Below are 15,535 nucleotides of genomic sequence, written 5' to 3' on the forward strand. Positions count from 1 at the left end.
AGGCACGAGGAGGGATCCCATGACCCGCAAGCTCCAGGGCGGAAAGCTCGTCATTGCCACGCACAATGCGGGCAAGCTGAAGGAAATCGGCGCCCTCCTCGCGCCCTATGGCCTTGAATGCGTCTCGGCGGGCCAGCTTGGCCTGCCTGAGCCGGAAGAGACCGGCACGACCTTTGCCGAGAACGCGCTCATCAAGCGCACGCGGCCGCCAAGGCCGCGCAGCTGCCCGCGCTTTCGGATGACAGCGGCCTCTCGGTCACCGCGCTCGATGGACGTCCCGGCGTCTACACCGCAGACTGGGCCGAACGGCAATGGTTTGAAGGCGAACCGGGGCGCGACTGGTTCATGGCGATGGGCAAGGTCGAGGGCCTGCTCGCCGAAAAGGGCCCTGATGCCGACCGCTCGTGCTGGTTCTCCTGCACGCTCGCGATTGCCTGGCCCGATGGCGAGGAAGTGGTCTACGAAGGCCGCGTCAATGGCACCTTCTCCTGGCCTCCGCGCGGCCGTGTCGGCTTCGGCTATGACCCGGTGTTCGTGCCCGAGGGCAAGACCGTGACCTTCGCCGAGATGGAACCGGCCGACAAGCAGGCGATGAGCCACCGCGCCGATGCCTTTGCCAAGCTGGTCGCGGAGCAGTTCGGCAGCTAAGCTGGGCCGATCATGGCGCGCGCACTCTACATCCACTGGCCGTTCTGCCTCGCAAAGTGCCCCTATTGCGACTTCAACAGCCATGTCCGCGACCGCGTCGACAATGGCGCGATGGAAGCCGCGATGCTGGCCGACATGCGCCACGAACATGCCCTTGCCGGTCGCGAGCCGCTCCATTCGATCTTCTTTGGCGGCGGCACGCCCTCGCTGATGCCCCCTGCCCTTGTCGAGCGGCTGCTGCGCGAGGCGCAGGATCTCTGGGGCTTTGCCCCGGACATCGAGATCACGCTGGAGGGCAACCCCTCCTCGATCGAGGCGGCGAACTACGCCGCGCTTGCCAGTTGCGGGATCAACCGGGTGTCGCTCGGCCTCCAGGCTCTCGACAACGAAACCTTGCGCTTCCTCGGGCGCCTTCACGATGTTTCGGAGGGCTTGAAGGCACTCGAAGTCGCGCAGGCCCGGTTCGCGCGCGTGAGCTTCGATCTGATCTATGCGCGCCCCGGGCAGTCCCTGGAGCAGTGGGACGCTGAGTTGGCACGTGCACTTGGCTTTGGCACCGGGCACCTCTCGCTCTACCAGCTCACCATCGAGCCGGGCACGAAGTTCGAGACGATGGTCCGCAAGGGCGATTTCACGCCGCTGGACGAAGACGCCTGCGCCGACATGTTCGCCCTTACGCGGGAGCGTACGGCAGCGGCAGGCCTTCCCGCTTACGAGATCAGCAACCACGCCCGCCCGGGCGAGGAAAGTCGCCACAACCTCACCTATTGGCGGTATGAAGATTATTGCGGGATCGGCCCCGGCGCGCACGGCCGGCGCGCGAACGCCGCGACGGTCCGCCATCGCAAGCCGGAAAACTGGCTCAACGCCTTTGCCAGCTCCGACCATGGCATCGTCGAGGAGCGCGCCCTTGCGGTGCCCGAACAGGCCTCCGAAGCCATGTTGATGGGCCTGCGCCTGCGCGAAGGGATCGACCTTGCCCATCTCGCCCAGCGTTTCGGCCTTCCGGCCAGCGCCTTGTGCCATGCCGACAAGGCCACGTTCTACGAACGGCAGGGGCTCGTGTGGCAGGACGGCAGCCGGATGGGCGTGACAGAGGCGGGCATGCCGCTCCTCGACGGGCTCCTCGCCGAGATCGTTCCCGAAGACCTGGTGGCGGTGTGACCCGCGCCGATGTGCTCGAGGCCTGGGGAAACCACCTTGCCCAGGCCCGTCGCCGCAGCGCCCACACGACCCGCGCCTATCTCGCGACTGCCGCGCGGCTGCTCGATTTCCTGGGCAAGGACATTACCGCAGGCGTGACCTGGGCCGAGCTTGCCCGGTGCACCAGCGAGGACCTGCGCCGTCATCTTGCCGCGCGCCGCGCCGGGGGCATCGGCAACGCCTCGGCCGCGCGCGAGCTTTCCGCGCTCAAGGCCTTCCTGACTTTCGCGCGCCAGCAGACAGGTGACGCCATGGCCGCCCCGCCCCGGGTACGCGGCCCGCGCGTGAAGAAAGGCATCCCCCGGCCCGTCACGCCCGACGAGGCGGTGAACCTTGCCGCCATGGCCGATGAACTGGCTTCGGACGACTGGATCGGCGCGCGCGACCGCGCGGTTCTCGTCCTGCTCTATGGTTCGGGCCTGCGCATCTCCGAAGCGCTTTCGCTGACAGGTTCCGTGATGCCGCTCGGCGACCGCCTTGTCGTGCTCGGCAAGGGCAACAAGGAGCGGGTCGTGCCCATCCTTCCCATCGTGCGCGCGGCCATCGAGGACTATCTTGCCAAATGTCCCTGGCCTCTATCCGCCGACACCGCGCTGTTTCGCGGGGCCAAGGGCGGAGCGCTTTCGCAGGGCATGGTGCAAAAGGCGATGGCGCGTGCGCGCACGGTCCTGGGTCTACCGCAGACGGCCACGCCCCACGCCTTGCGCCACAGCTTTGCGACGCACCTTCTAGGCGCGGGCGCGGACCTGCGCTCGCTGCAGGAATTGCTGGGCCACGCCTCGCTCGGCTCGACGCAGATCTACACACAGGTCGATGCCGCCACTTTGCTGGACGTTTACCGCAACGCCCACCCGCGTGAGAACGAAGGCTAGGAGCGCCCTCGCCGCCAGGTAACGATCCGCCAGACGTACCACACCAGCGCCACTGCGATGAGCGCGAGCGCGCTCCCGCTCAGCCAGTCTTCGGCGTGCTGGAGCGTGCGGCCAAGCCAGGCCCCCCCGATGATGAGGACCACGTTCCAGGCTCCGGTACCAATGGCGGTAAAGGCCAGGAAGCGGACGTGGCCCATGTGCGCAAGGCCCGCCGGGATCGAGACGACGGTGCGGAACATGGGCAGGAGCCGCAGTCCAAGCACGACCCAGTGCCCATGCCGCTTGAGGAAGCGGCTCGAGCGTTCGATATCGTTCCAGTCCAGCGTCAACCAGCGCCCCCAGCGGTCGATGAACGGATGGAGCCGCTCATAGCCCATGCGGTGCGCACCCAGAAAGAGGACGTAGTTGCCCAAGGTTGCCCCTGCCGTCGCCCAGCAGAGCAGGGGCAGGAAGCTCATGTCCTCGCGCGCAACGGCAAGGCCGCCAAGCCCCATGATCAGTTCAGAGGGGATCGGCGGGAAGATATTTTCCAGCGCCATCAACACGAAGACGCCGAAATAGCCACCCTCACGGATGACGTCGTAGATGAGGTCGCTCACGAAGCGGTCTCCGTCCTGCCCCTCCCCCGAGAAGCGGGTTCACGAAGCGGGTTTACATCGCCGCGTGGCGGGCTTCGATGGCATCCCAGATCCGGGCGCCGGTGTCGGTGCCGTTGAACTTGTCGATGGCCACGATTCCCGTGGGCGATGTCACATTGATCTCGGTGAGCCACTTGCCCCCGATCACGTCGATGCCCACGAAAACGAGGCCGCGCGCCTTGAGTTCCGGTCCCATCGCCGCGCAGATCTCTTCCTCGGTCGAGCTGAGCGTGCAGGCTTCGGCCGAACCGCCGACAGCCAGGTTAGAGCGGAACTCACCCTCGCCCGGCTTGCGGTTGATCGCGCCCGCGACCTCACCATCGACCAGCACAATGCGCTTGTCGCCCTCGGCGACGCCGGGAAGGAAAGGCTGGACCATGAACGGCTCGACCCAGGCGTTCTGGAACATCTCGACCAGCGCGCCAAGGTTGCTGCCGTCTTCGGGCACGCGGAAGATCGCCTTGCCACCATTGCCGTGGAGCGGTTTGACGACGAGGTCGCCGGGCAGACCCTTGTCGACCATCTGCGCCTGGAAGCGCTTCACGTCCTCGATACGACGCGCAATGAAGGTCGGCGGCATGAAGCGCGCATAGTCGAGCACGAAGACCTTTTCCGGCGCGTTGCGCACCGAAGCCGGGTCATTGACGACGAGGGTCTGGCCCTCGAGCCGTTCGAGCAGGTGCGTGGCGGTGATGTAGCCCAGGTCAAAAGGCGGGTCCTGGCGCATCAGTACCACGTCGATGTCCTTGACGAGGTCGATCAGGCGGTATTCGCCGCGCACATAGTGGGCTCCCTCCACACGCTGCACAGTGATCGGCGCGCCCCAGCAGGTGAGTTTTCCGGCCGCGCCCTCATTGGTGTCGTAAGCGAGCGTACGCACGTCATAGTGGAACAACTCGTGCCCGCGCGCCTGCGCGCTCAACATCAGTGCGAACGAGGAGTCGCCCGCGATGTTGACGCTTTCGATTGGGTCCATCTGTACGGCAATGCGCAAGGTCATAGTATCGAGTCCTGAGGGTTCCTACCGGGAGGCCGCTTAAAGCGAATCATGGGGCAACGCGAGTAGTTATCGCTGCGAAGCAACAGACTTCTTGGGAGTTTCGGAGCACATGAACAAGACCACCCTGACCCTTCTCGCCAGCCTTTTCGCGGTTTCGGGCCTTGCGCCTCTCGCCGTGGCCGCCGAGCCCGACCATCATGAAGAAGGCCACAAGGACGAGGGCCACCACGAGGAAGCCGACAAGGGCGACCACCACGAGGAAGGTCATCACGAAGGCGAAAAGGGCGAGCATCACGAAGAGCCCAAGCCCCACTTCTGACACGAGCCCCCCGCCAGCCCGCGTGACCGCTGCCTTCAGGATCCCGGCATCCAGGCATTCTCGATCACGCGCGGCCAGCATCCCGGCGACAGCAACAGGACATCGATCCGCACACTGTCGCCGGGCTTTTCGTATCGACTTGCCACCAGGGTCACCGCATCGGCCACGCGCCGCAGCCGCCAGGCGTCAATCGCATGATCGAGATCGAACCTGTTCCGGCGCCATTTGACCTCGACGAAGCACAAGGTCCGCCCGCGCCGCACCACCAGGTCGATTTCACCGCGCCGGGTCTTCACCCGGCGGGCGATCACGCGCCATCCTTTCAGGCGCAGATACCAGGCCGCCCAGGCTTCGCCGCGCCGTCCATCGCGCTCCGCCTGCTCGCGGCGGGCGCTCACCGCAGTTCCAAGGCCCGCGCATAGAGCGTCTTGCGATCCAGTCCGGTCGCCTTGGCCACCTTGGCGGCGGCCTGCGAGGCCTTCGACACCTCAAGCTCGGAGCGTAGCAGCGCATCGACGTCGAGCGCCTCGTCCGGCGCGTCGGAAGGCGGTGCGATCATCAGCACGATCTCACCCTTGGGAGGATGGGCCGCATAGTGCGCGGCGATATCTTCTGGCCGACCGGTCCGGCAATCCTCGAACTTCTTGGTCAACTCGCGCGCGACCGAAACTTCGCGTCCGGGCAGGTGTGTCGCAATCGCCGTCAGCGCCGCATCAAGGCGTGGTGCCGTTTCATAGAAAATGAGTGTCGCGCGAACCGCGCCCAGCTCGGCCAGCACATCCTCGCGCGCCTTGGCCTTGTTGGGCAGGAACCCTGCGAACAGAAAGCGGTCGTTCGGCAGGCCGGACAGCGTCATTCCGACCACCGCCGCACTCGGCCCCGGAAGGCTCGTTACCGCGATGCCGCGCTCACGCGCCTCGCGAACGAGACGATAGCCAGGATCGGAAATGAGCGGGGTTCCTGCATCGCTGACAAGCGCCACGGGGTGCTCGGCCATCAGCGCGAGCAACCGTTCGCGGTCGCCCTCGCCCGCGTGATCGTCGTAGCGGATGAGCCGGGTCTTGAAGCCCAGGTGGTGCATCAACTTGCCCGTCACGCGCGTATCCTCGCACGCAACCGCCTCCACGCCCCGCAGCACGTCGACAGCACGCATCGTGATATCGCCAAGGTTGCCAATCGGGGTTGCCACTATATAGAGGCCGGGATCTAAAGAATGTTCCATCGCGGGACTCATGCCCAAGCACTACGGGAGCGGCAAGCAATGTTCGACATGCGCCTGAAAAGTTTCACCAATCGGCGCAACCTGCTTGCCGCGGCGGCGATGACGCTGGTCGCTGGCTGCAGCGTCGTTCCCAAGACCACGGCGCCCGACCTCCCGCCCGAACCCGAGCCTACCCGAAGCACGATTCCGACCGATACCGCGCACCACCGCGTGGCTCTGCTGGTCCCCACGAGCGGGACCAATGCCGAGGTCGGCCAGTCGATCGCGAACGCGGCCACCATGGCCCTCCTCGACACCAACGCCTCGAACCTGCGCATCACGACCTACGACACCGCGAGCGACCCCTCGGGCGCCACGCGCCGCGCCCTGTCCGATGGCAACCAGCTGATTCTGGGTCCGCTTCTTTCGGACAATATCGTCTCGGTCAACAATGTGGCACGGCCAGCGGGCGTGCCGCTCATCTCGTTCTCGAACGATGAAAAGATGGCCTCGGACAATGTCTTCGTCATGGGCAACCTGCCCGGCCAGTCGGTCACCCGCACCGTTGAGTACGCCCACTCCAAGGGCATCTCGGCTTTCGCCGCACTGATCCCGCGCGGCGACTATGGCGAGCGCACCAGTTCGGCTCTCATGTCGGCGGTGCGCGCCAACGGCGGCGCCGTCATCGCCATGGAATCCTACGAACGCTCGCCCACCTCGATCCGGGCCGCAGCCGAGCGTATCCAGTCCAAGAAGGGCTATGGCGCCCTCCTCATCGCCGACAGCGGAAGCCTTTCGGCCCAGGCCGCCACGACCTTCAAGGCGGGCGACGACACCGGTTCGGTCCGTGTTCTGGGCACCGAACTGTGGGGCGGCGAAAAGCGCCTTGCCACCACCCCCGCGCTGCAGGGCGCCTGGTTTGCGACCGTTTCCGACCAGCGCTTCTCGCAGTTTGCTTCCAGCTACAAGAGCCGCTTCGGCGCACAGCCCTATCGCATCGCGACGCTGGGCTATGATGCGGTGCTCCTGACACTGCGCGTGGCACGGACTGGAAGCAGGGTTCGAAGTTCCCGACCGCCAGCCTTGTTTCAGCCGACGGATTCCTCGGCCTCGACGGGCCGTTCCGCTTCGGCAAGGGCGGTGTCGTCGAGCGCGCCCTGGAAGTGCGCGAGGTCAGCTCGGGTTCGGTCCGTGTCGTAAGCCCCGCCCCGACCCGCTTCGACAAGTAAACCCGCCGGTTTCGCCGACTTGCGCCACAATGGCGGAAAAAGCGGCGATGGCCGCTTGATTGCGGAACAAAACGGGCCCTATACACCGGGCATGTCCGATAACCTGTTCGAGAACATGCCCGGCGCGGGCAGCAGTGAAACCTACGATGGCTCGGCGATCGAGGTCCTGGAGGGGCTCGAGCCGGTGCGCCGGCGTCCCGGCATGTACATCGGCGGCACCGACGAACGTGCCTTGCATCACCTCGCGGCCGAAGTCCTCGACAACGCGATGGACGAAGCAGTCGCCGGCCACGCCAACCGCATCGAGGTCACTCTCGAAGAGGAACCCGGCACCGCCGGACGGATCACCATCACCGACAACGGGCGCGGTATCCCGGTCGATGAACATCCCAAGTATCCCGGCAAGTCCGCTCTGGAGGTAATCCTCTCGACGCTGCACTCGGGCGGCAAGTTCTCGGGCAAGGCCTACGCCACGTCGGGCGGCCTGCATGGCGTCGGCATCTCGGTCGTCAACGCTCTGTCGATCAAGACCCGGGTTGAGGTCGCGCGCAATAAGGAACTCTACGCGCAGGAGTTTTCCAGGGGCCAGACACTCGGGCCCATCCAGAAGATCGGCGCGGCGCCCAACCGGCGCGGCACCGCCGTCACCTTCACTCCCGACACCGAGATCTTCGGCGAGTTGAAGTTCAAGCCTGCGCGCCTGTTCAAACTGGTGCGGTCCAAGGCCTACCTCTTCGCCGGCGTCGAAATCCGCTGGAAGTGCGCGCCCGCACTTGCCTCGGAAGACGTGCCCGCCGAAGCCACCTTCCAGTTCCCGGGCGGTCTTGCCGATCACCTGGCCGAACAGATCAAGGGGCGTTCGTGCGTCACCGCCGAGTTCTTTTCCGGTTCGCAGGACTTCCCGGAGAACGATGCGGGGCAGGAACAGGGCCGCGTGGAATGGGCAATTGCCTGGCCGCTCTATTCGGACGGCGCCTATTCCTGGTACTGCAACACCATCCCCACGCCCGATGGCGGCACCCACGAACAGGGTCTGCGCGCCGCGCTCACCAAGGGAATCCGCGCCTTTGCCGAACTGATCGGCGAAAAGAAGAAGGCCAAGGACATCACGCCCGACGACGTGGTGACCGGGTCGGAGATCATGCTCTCGGTCTTCATTCGCGATCCCCAGTTCCAGAGCCAGACCAAGGACCGCCTCACCAGCACCGAGGCGAGCCGCCTGGTCGAAAACGCCGTACGCGACCACTTCGACCTGTTCCTCTCGCACAACCTCGACCGCGGCAAGGCGCTGCTCGGCGCCATCCTGGAGCGCGTGGAAGAACGGCTGCGCCGCAAGGCGGAGCGTGAGGTCAAGCGCAAGACCGCGACCAACGCCAAGAAGGTGCGCTTGCCAGGCAAGCTGACCGACTGTTCGGGCGAAGGCGATGGCGATACCGAGCTCTTCATCGTCGAAGGTGACAGCGCCGGTGGTTCGGCCAAGCAGGCGCGCGACCGCAAGACGCAGGCCATCCTGCCCATCCGCGGCAAGATCCTCAACGTCGCCTCCGCGAGTGCCGACAAGATCCGCGCCAACCAGGAAATCGCCGATCTCATGCTCGCCATGGGCTGCGGCGTGCGCAAGGACTGCAATGCGGACAACCTGCGCTACGACCGCATCATCATCATGACCGACGCAGACGTGGACGGCGCGCACATCGCCACCCTCCTGATGACGTTCTTCTTCCAGGAAATGCCCGAGATCGTGCGACGCGGGCACCTTTATCTCGCCCAGCCACCGCTCTACCGCCTGACCCATGGTTCGAAGTCGGCCTACGCGCGCGACGATGAGCACCGCGCCGAACTCGAATCCACTGTCTTCAAGGGCAAGAAGGTCGAGGTTGGTCGTTTCAAGGGCCTTGGCGAGATGAACCCGCAGCAGCTTCGCGAGACGACCATGGCGCCGGCCAGCCGCTCGCTGGTGCGCATCACCCTGCCCGCCGAGTACGAGGACCGTGCCGTGGTCAAGGACCTTGTGGACCGCCTCATGGGCCGCAATCCCGAGCACCGCTTCCAGTTCATCCAGAACCGCGCAGGCGACGTCGACCGCGACCTGATCGACGCCTGATTTTTGCGCCTCTCGACGGCAGAAAACTGTCGAATTTCAAGGGACACTAGCGCCTTGCCCGCCTCGTCTGCAAATCTGCCTCTCGCGCACAAGGGAGCGTGCGCAAGATGAGCTCGACAGTTTCGGGAGCCCGAGGGCGATGGCCCTCGGAAGTTTCCTTCCAATTGCATTTCTCCCTTTGACGGATCTTCGTGCTCCGCCCACGAAACATGAAAACGATTGTTAGGCCGCCGCCGAGTGGGTGCGACCTGCCTGGTGACGTGCTATCCTTGCCATCTGGCCCCCGTTGCGTCGGAGGTGTTCATGGCGTTTGCACGACACATTCTGAGCCTTGCTCTGGCTCTGGCTCTGGCTCTGGCCCTCGCCCTGTCCGCGTGCAATCAAACCGCGATGGATGGGGCGACGAGCAGTTCCATGGCGAGTGACGTCCCCGAGGAAGCCTTGATGGTTCCTGCCGATCCGGGCGAGACGGCTTTTTGCGACGTGGCGGGTCGGCGCATGACGCTGGAAGACTGCGCCGACCTCACCAGCGCCATGGAGCAGGCACGGCAAGGCACCGCTGCCTTCAACGTGCCCGAAGAACTGATGCGGGACGAGACGGTGAACATCCGCCTGTCGATCGGGTTTCCTGCAGAAACTCCGCCGGATGAGCCCGAGGAGGGAATGGCCCTGCGCCCCCGAACGCCGCAGGAAGAACTGGCAGGCCAACCCGGTACTATCGAGACGTACACCCCCAATCGTCGGGCGGATCATGCGCGCCGAACTCACGGGCGATGGGTTTCGCATAGAGCCGATGAACCCGGCCGAACAAACCGTCAGTGACAGGTCTGCAACGACCTGGGAATGGGCGGTTACGCCCATGCGGCACGGCGCGCAGGAACTCGCCTTGCGCACCGTCGTGATGGGTGTGACGGCGGACGGGACGCGCTTTGCGCTCCTACCGACAATGCACATCGAGCAGGTCCGCATCGAACGGACCGCATGGCAAGCGACGATGGATACCTTTCGCGACCTGCCCGAGGTGTTCAAGGTCCTTACTGCCGTGCTGACGGGAGCCACCGCTCTCCTTGCCGCCTTCTGGGCTTTCCGCAAGGCGCTGCGAAAGCCCAGGGATGATCCCGGAAAGAAGCCCTGAAGCCGGCTATCAACGCATGCGCTTGACGAAGACCCCGTTCGCGCGCTGTTCGATGGCGAACTGCGGCAGGCTCTGCACCAGTTCGGACAGGCGTGAGAAGCCGTAACTGCGCGCGTCGAAGCTGGACCGGTTGGCCGCCCGCTGGCCGACTTCGGACAGGCTCGCAAAGCCTTCATCGTCGCGCTTGCTGGCCTTCCACGCATCGCCGAGCAATTCGACCAGAGCATCTTCGACCTGCGGCTTGGCGACGGCAAGTTCGGGATCCGAAGCCTTGGCATCCTGCTCTGCATTCAAGGCGCCGAGGTCGATGAAGCGCGTGCAGGCCTCGCGGAACGCCTCGGGCGTGCGGTCCGTCCCAAAGCCATAGACCGGCGTGCCGTTCTGCCGGATGCGAATGGCAAGCGGCATGAAATCGCTGTCGCTGGTCATGAGCCCGAACCCGTCGACATGCCCCCCATAGAGCAGGTCCATCGCATCGATGGTCATCTTCATGTCCGTGGCGTTCTTGCCCTTGGTCACATCGAATTGCTGCTGGGGTTCGAGTGCATAGCGATGGACGAGTTCGGACCAGCCCTTGAGCCCCGGCTTGCTCCAGTTGCCGTAGATGCGCCGGATGTTCACGGTTCCAAGGTCACCCAGGATCGTGAGCGCGCTCTCCAGCGTCGACGGCGATGCGTTATCGCCATCGATCAGGAGGGCGATATTGCGGCTGCGGCTATTGGGGCGATGGGCCACGCGTGTTCCTCATTCGTTTTACGGCCTCTTCCAAAGCCTGCTTTTCTTTTGTTCACAATACCTCGAAGCGCCTCGGGTTGCACGCGCGCCGCTCTCGGCTCCCCCTCTTGCCAAGCCCTTGTGCAACTCACAAACTGTCCGCACGAAATCCAGGCAAGGGAATTGAGGGCAGCCGATGCAGCGTTTTGAAGGTACGAGCAATTACGTCGCGACGGATGACCTCAAGGTCGCGGTCAATGCCGCGGTGCTCCTGCGCCGGCCCCTTCTGGTGAAGGGCGAGCCGGGCACCGGCAAGACGGTTCTGGCCGAACAGATCGCGGCAGCGCTCGATGCCCCGCTCATCACCTGGAACGTGAAATCCACGACCAAGGCCCATCAGGGCCTCTATGAGTATGACGCCGTGGCGCGGCTGCGCGATGGACAACTGGGTGACGAGCGGGTCCACGACATCGCCAACTACATCCGCAAGGGCAAGCTGTGGGAGGCTTTCACCAGCGAGCGCCTGCCGGTCCTCCTCATCGACGAGATCGACAAGGCCGACATCGAATTTCCCAACGACCTTCTGGCCGAACTCGACCGCATGGCCTTCGATGTCTACGAGACGGGTGAGCACGTGGCCGCGCGGGAGCGCCCGATCGTCGTCATCACCTCGAACAACGAGAAGGACCTGCCCGACGCCTTCCTGCGCCGCTGCTTCTTCCACTACATCAAGTTTCCCGAGCGCGAGACGATGGAAGCCATCATCGACGTGCACTTCCCCGACATCCAGAAGATCCTCGTGCGCCGGGCGATGGAGATCTTCTATGAACTGCGCGAGGTCCCCGGCCTCAAGAAGAAGCCCTCGACCAGCGAATTGCTCGACTGGCTCAAGCTCCTGATGAACGAGGACATGCCTCTGGACGTCCTGCAGTCGCAGGACAAGGGCAAGGCCATCCCGCCCCTGCACGGTGCACTTCTCAAGAACGAGCAGGACGTGATGCTGTTCGAGAGGCTCGCCTTCATGGCGCGGCGCGGCGAATGAACGCGCCCTATCATGGCTCGTGCAACTGCGGCGAGGTCACGCTGACGATTGCGAGTGAACCGCTTTGGGTGCGCCAGTGCTGGTGCCGCCAGTGCCAGAAGGCCGCGGCAGGCAACGCCACCTGCAACGGCCTCTTTCGCACGGAAGGTATGACAGTCGACGGCACCGTCACCTGGCGTGGATACACGGCGGCGAGCGGCAACACGGTCGAGCACGGTTTCTGCCCCACCTGCGGAAGCCAGCTCTTTGGCCGCAATCCGAGCCGAGAAGGCGCACAGGTGGTGCGCCTTGGCGCACTGGACGACGCCCAGGACCTCAAGGTCAACGCCATCATCTGGACGAGCGAGGCACCTGACTGGGCCTATTTCGATCCCAAGGTCGAGCACTGGTCCGCCCAGCCTCCAGGGCCGGCGGCAAAATCCGCCTGAACGGATGGACGCGCCCTCTTCCCATACCCGTTTCGCAGCGATCCGCGCGCGACTGGAAGCCTTCGCACCGCTTGGTCCGTTGGCTTGGGCCTACGAATTCCTGCTGTTTGGTTTCAAGCAGGCGTGGGCCTGCCTGTTCGGCGGGCTGCTCCTGGCGCTCCTTGTGGCTACACACCTGCTCTATCCTGCAGACGCGGGCTTGGCCCGTTACGATTTCCTGACCCTGTCGGCGCTGGCTATTCAGATCGCCCTTCTCGTGCTGCGCCTTGAGACCTGGGACGAGGCCAAGGTCATCCTCGCCTTCCACGTTGTCGGGACAGTAATGGAACTGTTCAAGACAGCCGCCGGCTCATGGGTCTACCCCGAACCCAGCGTTCTGCGCATAGCCGGTGTCCCGCTCTTTTCGGGTTTCATGTATGCGGCTGTCGGGAGCTATATCGCGCGGGTCTGGCGCATCTTCGACTTTCGCTTCACCGCCTACCCCTCCCGCGCACTCAGCGCCGCGCTGGCCGTGGCCATCTACATCAATTTCTTCGCGCACCACTGGCTACCCGACCTGCGCCTTGCGCTATTCGCAGCGCTCGCTCTGCTCTTCGCCCGGACCCGCATATGGTTTCGCCCCTGGCGCGCCGAGCGATGGATGCCGCTTCTTCTGGGCTGGTTGCTGGTGGCGCTGTTCATCTGGTTCGCCGAGAATCTTGCAACCTTCTCGCGCGCCTGGATCTATCCCGATCAGCGCGATGGCTGGGCACTGGTCCACCCATCCAAACTCGGCGCGTGGTATCTCCTCATGTATATTTCCTTCGTCCTCGTCGCGGCGGTGCATCGCACCCGCCCGCGCACGGTCCCTCCGGCAAAGGGGAGCCTTGCTTCGTGTTCCTGAACTTCATCGACGAGCTGCGCGCGGCCGGAATTTCCGCGTCCCTCAAGGAACATCTCGTCCTCCTCGAAGCGCTCGAGCGCGAGGTTATCGAGCAGACGCCTGAGGCATTCTACTATCTGAGCCGTGCGACTTTCGTGAAGGATGAAGGGCTTATCGATCGCTTCGACCAGGTCTTCCAGAAAGTCTTCAAGGGCATCTTTACAGATTACGGCCAGCAGCCGGTCGACATTCCGGAGGAGTGGCTCAAGCGCCTTGCGGAGCGGTATTTCAGCCCCGAGGAAATGGAGCGCGTCCAATCGCTGGACGACTGGGACGAGATCATGGAGACGCTCAAGAAGCGCCTGGAGGAGCAGAAGGAGCGCCACCAGGGCGGCAGCAAGTGGATCGGGACAGGGGGCACCTCGCCCTTCGGGCACTCGGGCTACAATCCCGAAGGCGTGCGGATCGGCGGCACCAGCCAGCACAAGCGCGCGATCAAGGTCTGGGAAAAGCGCGAGTTCGCCAACCTCGACAGCACCAAGGAACTGGGCACGCGCACGATGAAGGTCGCACTGCGCCGCCTGCGCCGCTTTGCCCGCGAAGGCGCGGCCGAGGAACTTGATCTCGACGCCACGATCCGGGGCACGGCCAGGCAGGGCTGGCTCGATATCCGCATGCGCCCGGAGCGCCACAACGCGGTCAAGGTTCTGCTCTTCCTCGACGTGGGCGGGTCGATGGATCCCTTCATCGAGATGATGGAGGACCTCTTCAGCGCGGCCACCAGCGAATTCAAGAACATGGAGTTCTTCTACTTCCACAACTGCCTCTACGAAGGCGTGTGGAAGGACAATCGCCGGCGCTGGTCGCAGCGCATTCCGACCTGGGATATCCTCCATAAGTACGGGCACGACTACAAGGTGATCTTCGTGGGCGATGCCGCGATGAGCCCTTACGAGGTCAGCTATCCGGGGGGATCTGTCGAGCACATGAACGAGGAGCCCGGCTCGACCTGGATGCGCCGGGTTGTTCAGACCTATCCAGCCACCGTCTGGCTCAACCCGGTGCCCGAGCGCCAATGGGGCTACACGCCCTCGACCCAGATGCTGCGCGAACTGGTGGGCGGCGCGATGTTTCCGCTGACGCTGGGCGGGCTCGACGAGGCCATGCGCACCCTCACCCGCAAGAAATGAGCCTGCGCAAAAGCTCATAGGGGGTATGCAAGAGCGCTGGATTGATCGCAGGCGCGACTGGGACCATCTTGGCGCCATGACACACGCACAGCCTGCCTTCTTCATCGGTCACGGTTCGCCCATGACCATGATCACCGACAACCCGGAACGTCGCTTTCTTGAAGCGCTGGGTCCCCTGCTCGAACGTCCCAAGGCCATCCTGACGATCACGGCGCACTGGGAGAGCCAGGGAACAACGCGCATTTCTGAAGGTGAATTTCCCCGTACAATCCATGACTTCCGTGGATTTCCTCAGGAACTTTACGATATGCAGTATCCCGCGCCACTCGCGGCCGAGCTGCATGACAAAGTACTTGAACTGGCAGGCGACATCCCCGTGCGCGGGGACGCCAGCTGGGGCTTCGACCATGGCGTCTGGGGCGTCCTGCGCCCGCTCTTCCCCGCGGCCGACATTCCCGTCCTTGCGATGAGCGTGAACCATTCACTCTCGCCCGAACAGCACCTGGAACTCGCACGCCGTCTGGCTCCCCTGCGCCGCGAAGGCGTGATGATCGTGGGCAGTGGCAATGTCGTCCACAACCTGCGCCTCTACCACGCGACGCATGGTACAAAGCCCGACTGGGCGACCGCCTTCCAGGAGCGCATCAACGCCGCCGTGATCGCGAACGACCACGCCGCGCTGACGCAGTTCGCCCGCGACGACCAGGCCGCAGCGAACGCGATCAACTCGGGCGAGCATTACCTGCCGCTGCTCTATGCGGTCGGTGCAAGGCTGCCCGAGGACGAAGTCGGCGTGTTCAACGACAGCATCGACGGCGCGCTTTCGATGACCTCGTACATGCTCGGTAACCCGAGTGTCCTGAACGAGGTAGCTGCGCCCGCCGTCGCCTGATCGCCCAGCCCTAGCGGGCTGGGCCGATCGCGCCCAGTCACGCTAGGGCCTAGGGCGT

General features: G+C 64.6%; 17 protein-coding genes and 1 pseudogene. 13 read left to right on the forward strand and 5 right to left on the reverse strand.

Annotated elements, in window-relative coordinates:
* The first annotated feature begins 19 nt into the window (after positions 1-19).
* The 3 genes and pseudogenes from rdgB (at position 20) to MBENS4_RS19155 (ending at position 2,723) form a co-directional block, all read left to right on the forward strand.
* Positions 20-648: pseudogene (gene rdgB, locus MBENS4_RS19145) on the forward strand (RdgB/HAM1 family non-canonical purine NTP pyrophosphatase).
* A gap of 12 nt (positions 649-660) precedes the next feature.
* Positions 661-1,812 (forward strand): radical SAM family heme chaperone HemW, encoded by a 1,152-nt coding sequence (hemW, locus tag MBENS4_RS19150; RefSeq protein WP_039393752.1) that lies wholly within the window; start codon positions 661-663, stop codon positions 1,810-1,812.
* Positions 1,809-2,723 carry a tyrosine recombinase XerC gene (locus MBENS4_RS19155; protein WP_039393754.1) on the forward strand — a complete coding sequence of 305 codons (915 nt, stop codon included), beginning with the start codon at positions 1,809-1,811 and terminating at the stop codon, positions 2,721-2,723. Before hemW ends, MBENS4_RS19155 begins: the two co-directional genes overlap by 4 nt.
* On the opposite strand, the gene MBENS4_RS19160 is transcribed toward MBENS4_RS19155, so the two are convergent.
* On the reverse strand, positions 2,720-3,322 hold the full coding sequence (locus tag MBENS4_RS19160; protein WP_039393755.1) for a DedA family protein: 603 nt from the start codon (positions 3,320-3,322) through the stop codon (positions 2,720-2,722). The two genes, MBENS4_RS19155 and MBENS4_RS19160, sit on opposite strands and share 4 nt — an antisense overlap.
* Before the next feature lie 52 nt (positions 3,323-3,374).
* A complete protein-coding gene (gene gshB, locus MBENS4_RS19165) occupies positions 3,375-4,361 on the reverse strand; it encodes a glutathione synthase (protein WP_039393757.1) in 987 nt (328 codons plus the stop codon).
* 109 nt (positions 4,362-4,470) lie between these two features.
* On the opposite strand from gshB, the gene MBENS4_RS19170 reads away from it, so the two are divergent.
* Positions 4,471-4,680, forward strand: coding sequence for a hypothetical protein (locus MBENS4_RS19170; RefSeq protein WP_039393759.1), 210 nt, complete (start codon positions 4,471-4,473; stop codon positions 4,678-4,680).
* 35 nt (positions 4,681-4,715) lie between these two features.
* Here MBENS4_RS19170 and MBENS4_RS19175 read toward each other — a convergent pair whose 3' ends face one another.
* Complete coding sequence (locus MBENS4_RS19175; protein ID WP_039393761.1) at positions 4,716-5,078, reverse strand: YraN family protein; 363 nt, start codon at positions 5,076-5,078, stop codon at positions 4,716-4,718.
* Positions 5,075-5,902: a 16S rRNA (cytidine(1402)-2'-O)-methyltransferase gene (gene rsmI, locus MBENS4_RS19180; RefSeq protein WP_039393763.1), complete on the reverse strand. Its 828-nt coding sequence runs from the start codon at positions 5,900-5,902 to the stop codon at positions 5,075-5,077. Before rsmI ends, MBENS4_RS19175 begins: the two co-directional genes overlap by 4 nt.
* 39 nt (positions 5,903-5,941) lie before the next feature.
* Here rsmI and MBENS4_RS19185 point away from each other — a divergent pair, with 39 nt between their 5' ends.
* The 4 genes from MBENS4_RS19185 to MBENS4_RS19200 all read left to right on the forward strand — a co-directional run bounded on the left by MBENS4_RS19185 (position 5,942) and on the right by MBENS4_RS19200 (position 10,349).
* Complete coding sequence (locus MBENS4_RS19185; RefSeq protein WP_340140852.1) at positions 5,942-7,081, forward strand: penicillin-binding protein activator; 1,140 nt, start codon at positions 5,942-5,944, stop codon at positions 7,079-7,081.
* A 120-nt stretch (positions 7,082-7,201) separates the two neighbouring features.
* Positions 7,202-9,214: a DNA topoisomerase IV subunit B gene (gene parE, locus MBENS4_RS19190; RefSeq protein ID WP_039393764.1), complete on the forward strand. Its 2,013-nt coding sequence runs from the start codon at positions 7,202-7,204 to the stop codon at positions 9,212-9,214.
* 303 nt (positions 9,215-9,517) lie between these two features.
* Positions 9,518-10,036, forward strand: a complete 519-nt coding sequence (locus MBENS4_RS19195) for a hypothetical protein (RefSeq protein WP_144401004.1) — start codon at positions 9,518-9,520, stop codon at positions 10,034-10,036.
* Between the two features lie 37 nt (positions 10,037-10,073).
* On the forward strand, positions 10,074-10,349 hold the full coding sequence (locus MBENS4_RS19200) for a hypothetical protein (RefSeq protein ID WP_039393768.1): 276 nt from the start codon (positions 10,074-10,076) through the stop codon (positions 10,347-10,349).
* Positions 10,350-10,358: 9 nt separating this feature from the next.
* Here MBENS4_RS19200 and MBENS4_RS19205 read toward each other — a convergent pair whose 3' ends face one another.
* On the reverse strand, positions 10,359-11,084 hold the full coding sequence (locus tag MBENS4_RS19205; RefSeq protein ID WP_039393770.1) for an NYN domain-containing protein: 726 nt from the start codon (positions 11,082-11,084) through the stop codon (positions 10,359-10,361).
* Positions 11,085-11,259: 175 nt separating this feature from the next.
* Between MBENS4_RS19205 and MBENS4_RS19210 the strand changes: the two genes are divergently transcribed.
* The 5 genes from MBENS4_RS19210 to ygiD all read left to right on the forward strand — a co-directional run bounded on the left by MBENS4_RS19210 (position 11,260) and on the right by ygiD (position 15,477).
* A complete protein-coding gene (locus tag MBENS4_RS19210) occupies positions 11,260-12,105 on the forward strand; it encodes an AAA family ATPase (protein WP_039393771.1) in 846 nt (281 codons plus the stop codon).
* The gene (locus MBENS4_RS19215; RefSeq protein ID WP_039393773.1) at positions 12,102-12,533 is read left to right on the forward strand and encodes a GFA family protein; all 432 of its coding nucleotides are present in this window, start codon (positions 12,102-12,104) and stop codon (positions 12,531-12,533) included. Before MBENS4_RS19210 ends, MBENS4_RS19215 begins: the two co-directional genes overlap by 4 nt.
* Positions 12,534-12,537: 4 nt before the next feature.
* On the forward strand, positions 12,538-13,416 hold the full coding sequence (locus MBENS4_RS19220; RefSeq protein WP_052322550.1) for a DUF817 domain-containing protein: 879 nt from the start codon (positions 12,538-12,540) through the stop codon (positions 13,414-13,416).
* Positions 13,407-14,585, forward strand: a complete 1,179-nt coding sequence (locus MBENS4_RS19225) for a vWA domain-containing protein (RefSeq protein WP_039393776.1) — start codon at positions 13,407-13,409, stop codon at positions 14,583-14,585. The genes MBENS4_RS19220 and MBENS4_RS19225 overlap by 10 nt, the downstream gene beginning before the upstream one ends.
* Before the next feature lie 76 nt (positions 14,586-14,661).
* Positions 14,662-15,477: a 4,5-DOPA-extradiol-dioxygenase gene (ygiD, locus tag MBENS4_RS19230; RefSeq protein ID WP_159108102.1), complete on the forward strand. Its 816-nt coding sequence runs from the start codon at positions 14,662-14,664 to the stop codon at positions 15,475-15,477.
* Positions 15,478-15,535: the final 58 nt, after the last annotated feature.

It is taken from the genome of Novosphingobium sp. MBES04 (assembly GCF_000813185.1).
GTDB classification, from domain to species: domain Bacteria; phylum Pseudomonadota; class Alphaproteobacteria; order Sphingomonadales; family Sphingomonadaceae; genus Novosphingobium; species Novosphingobium decolorationis.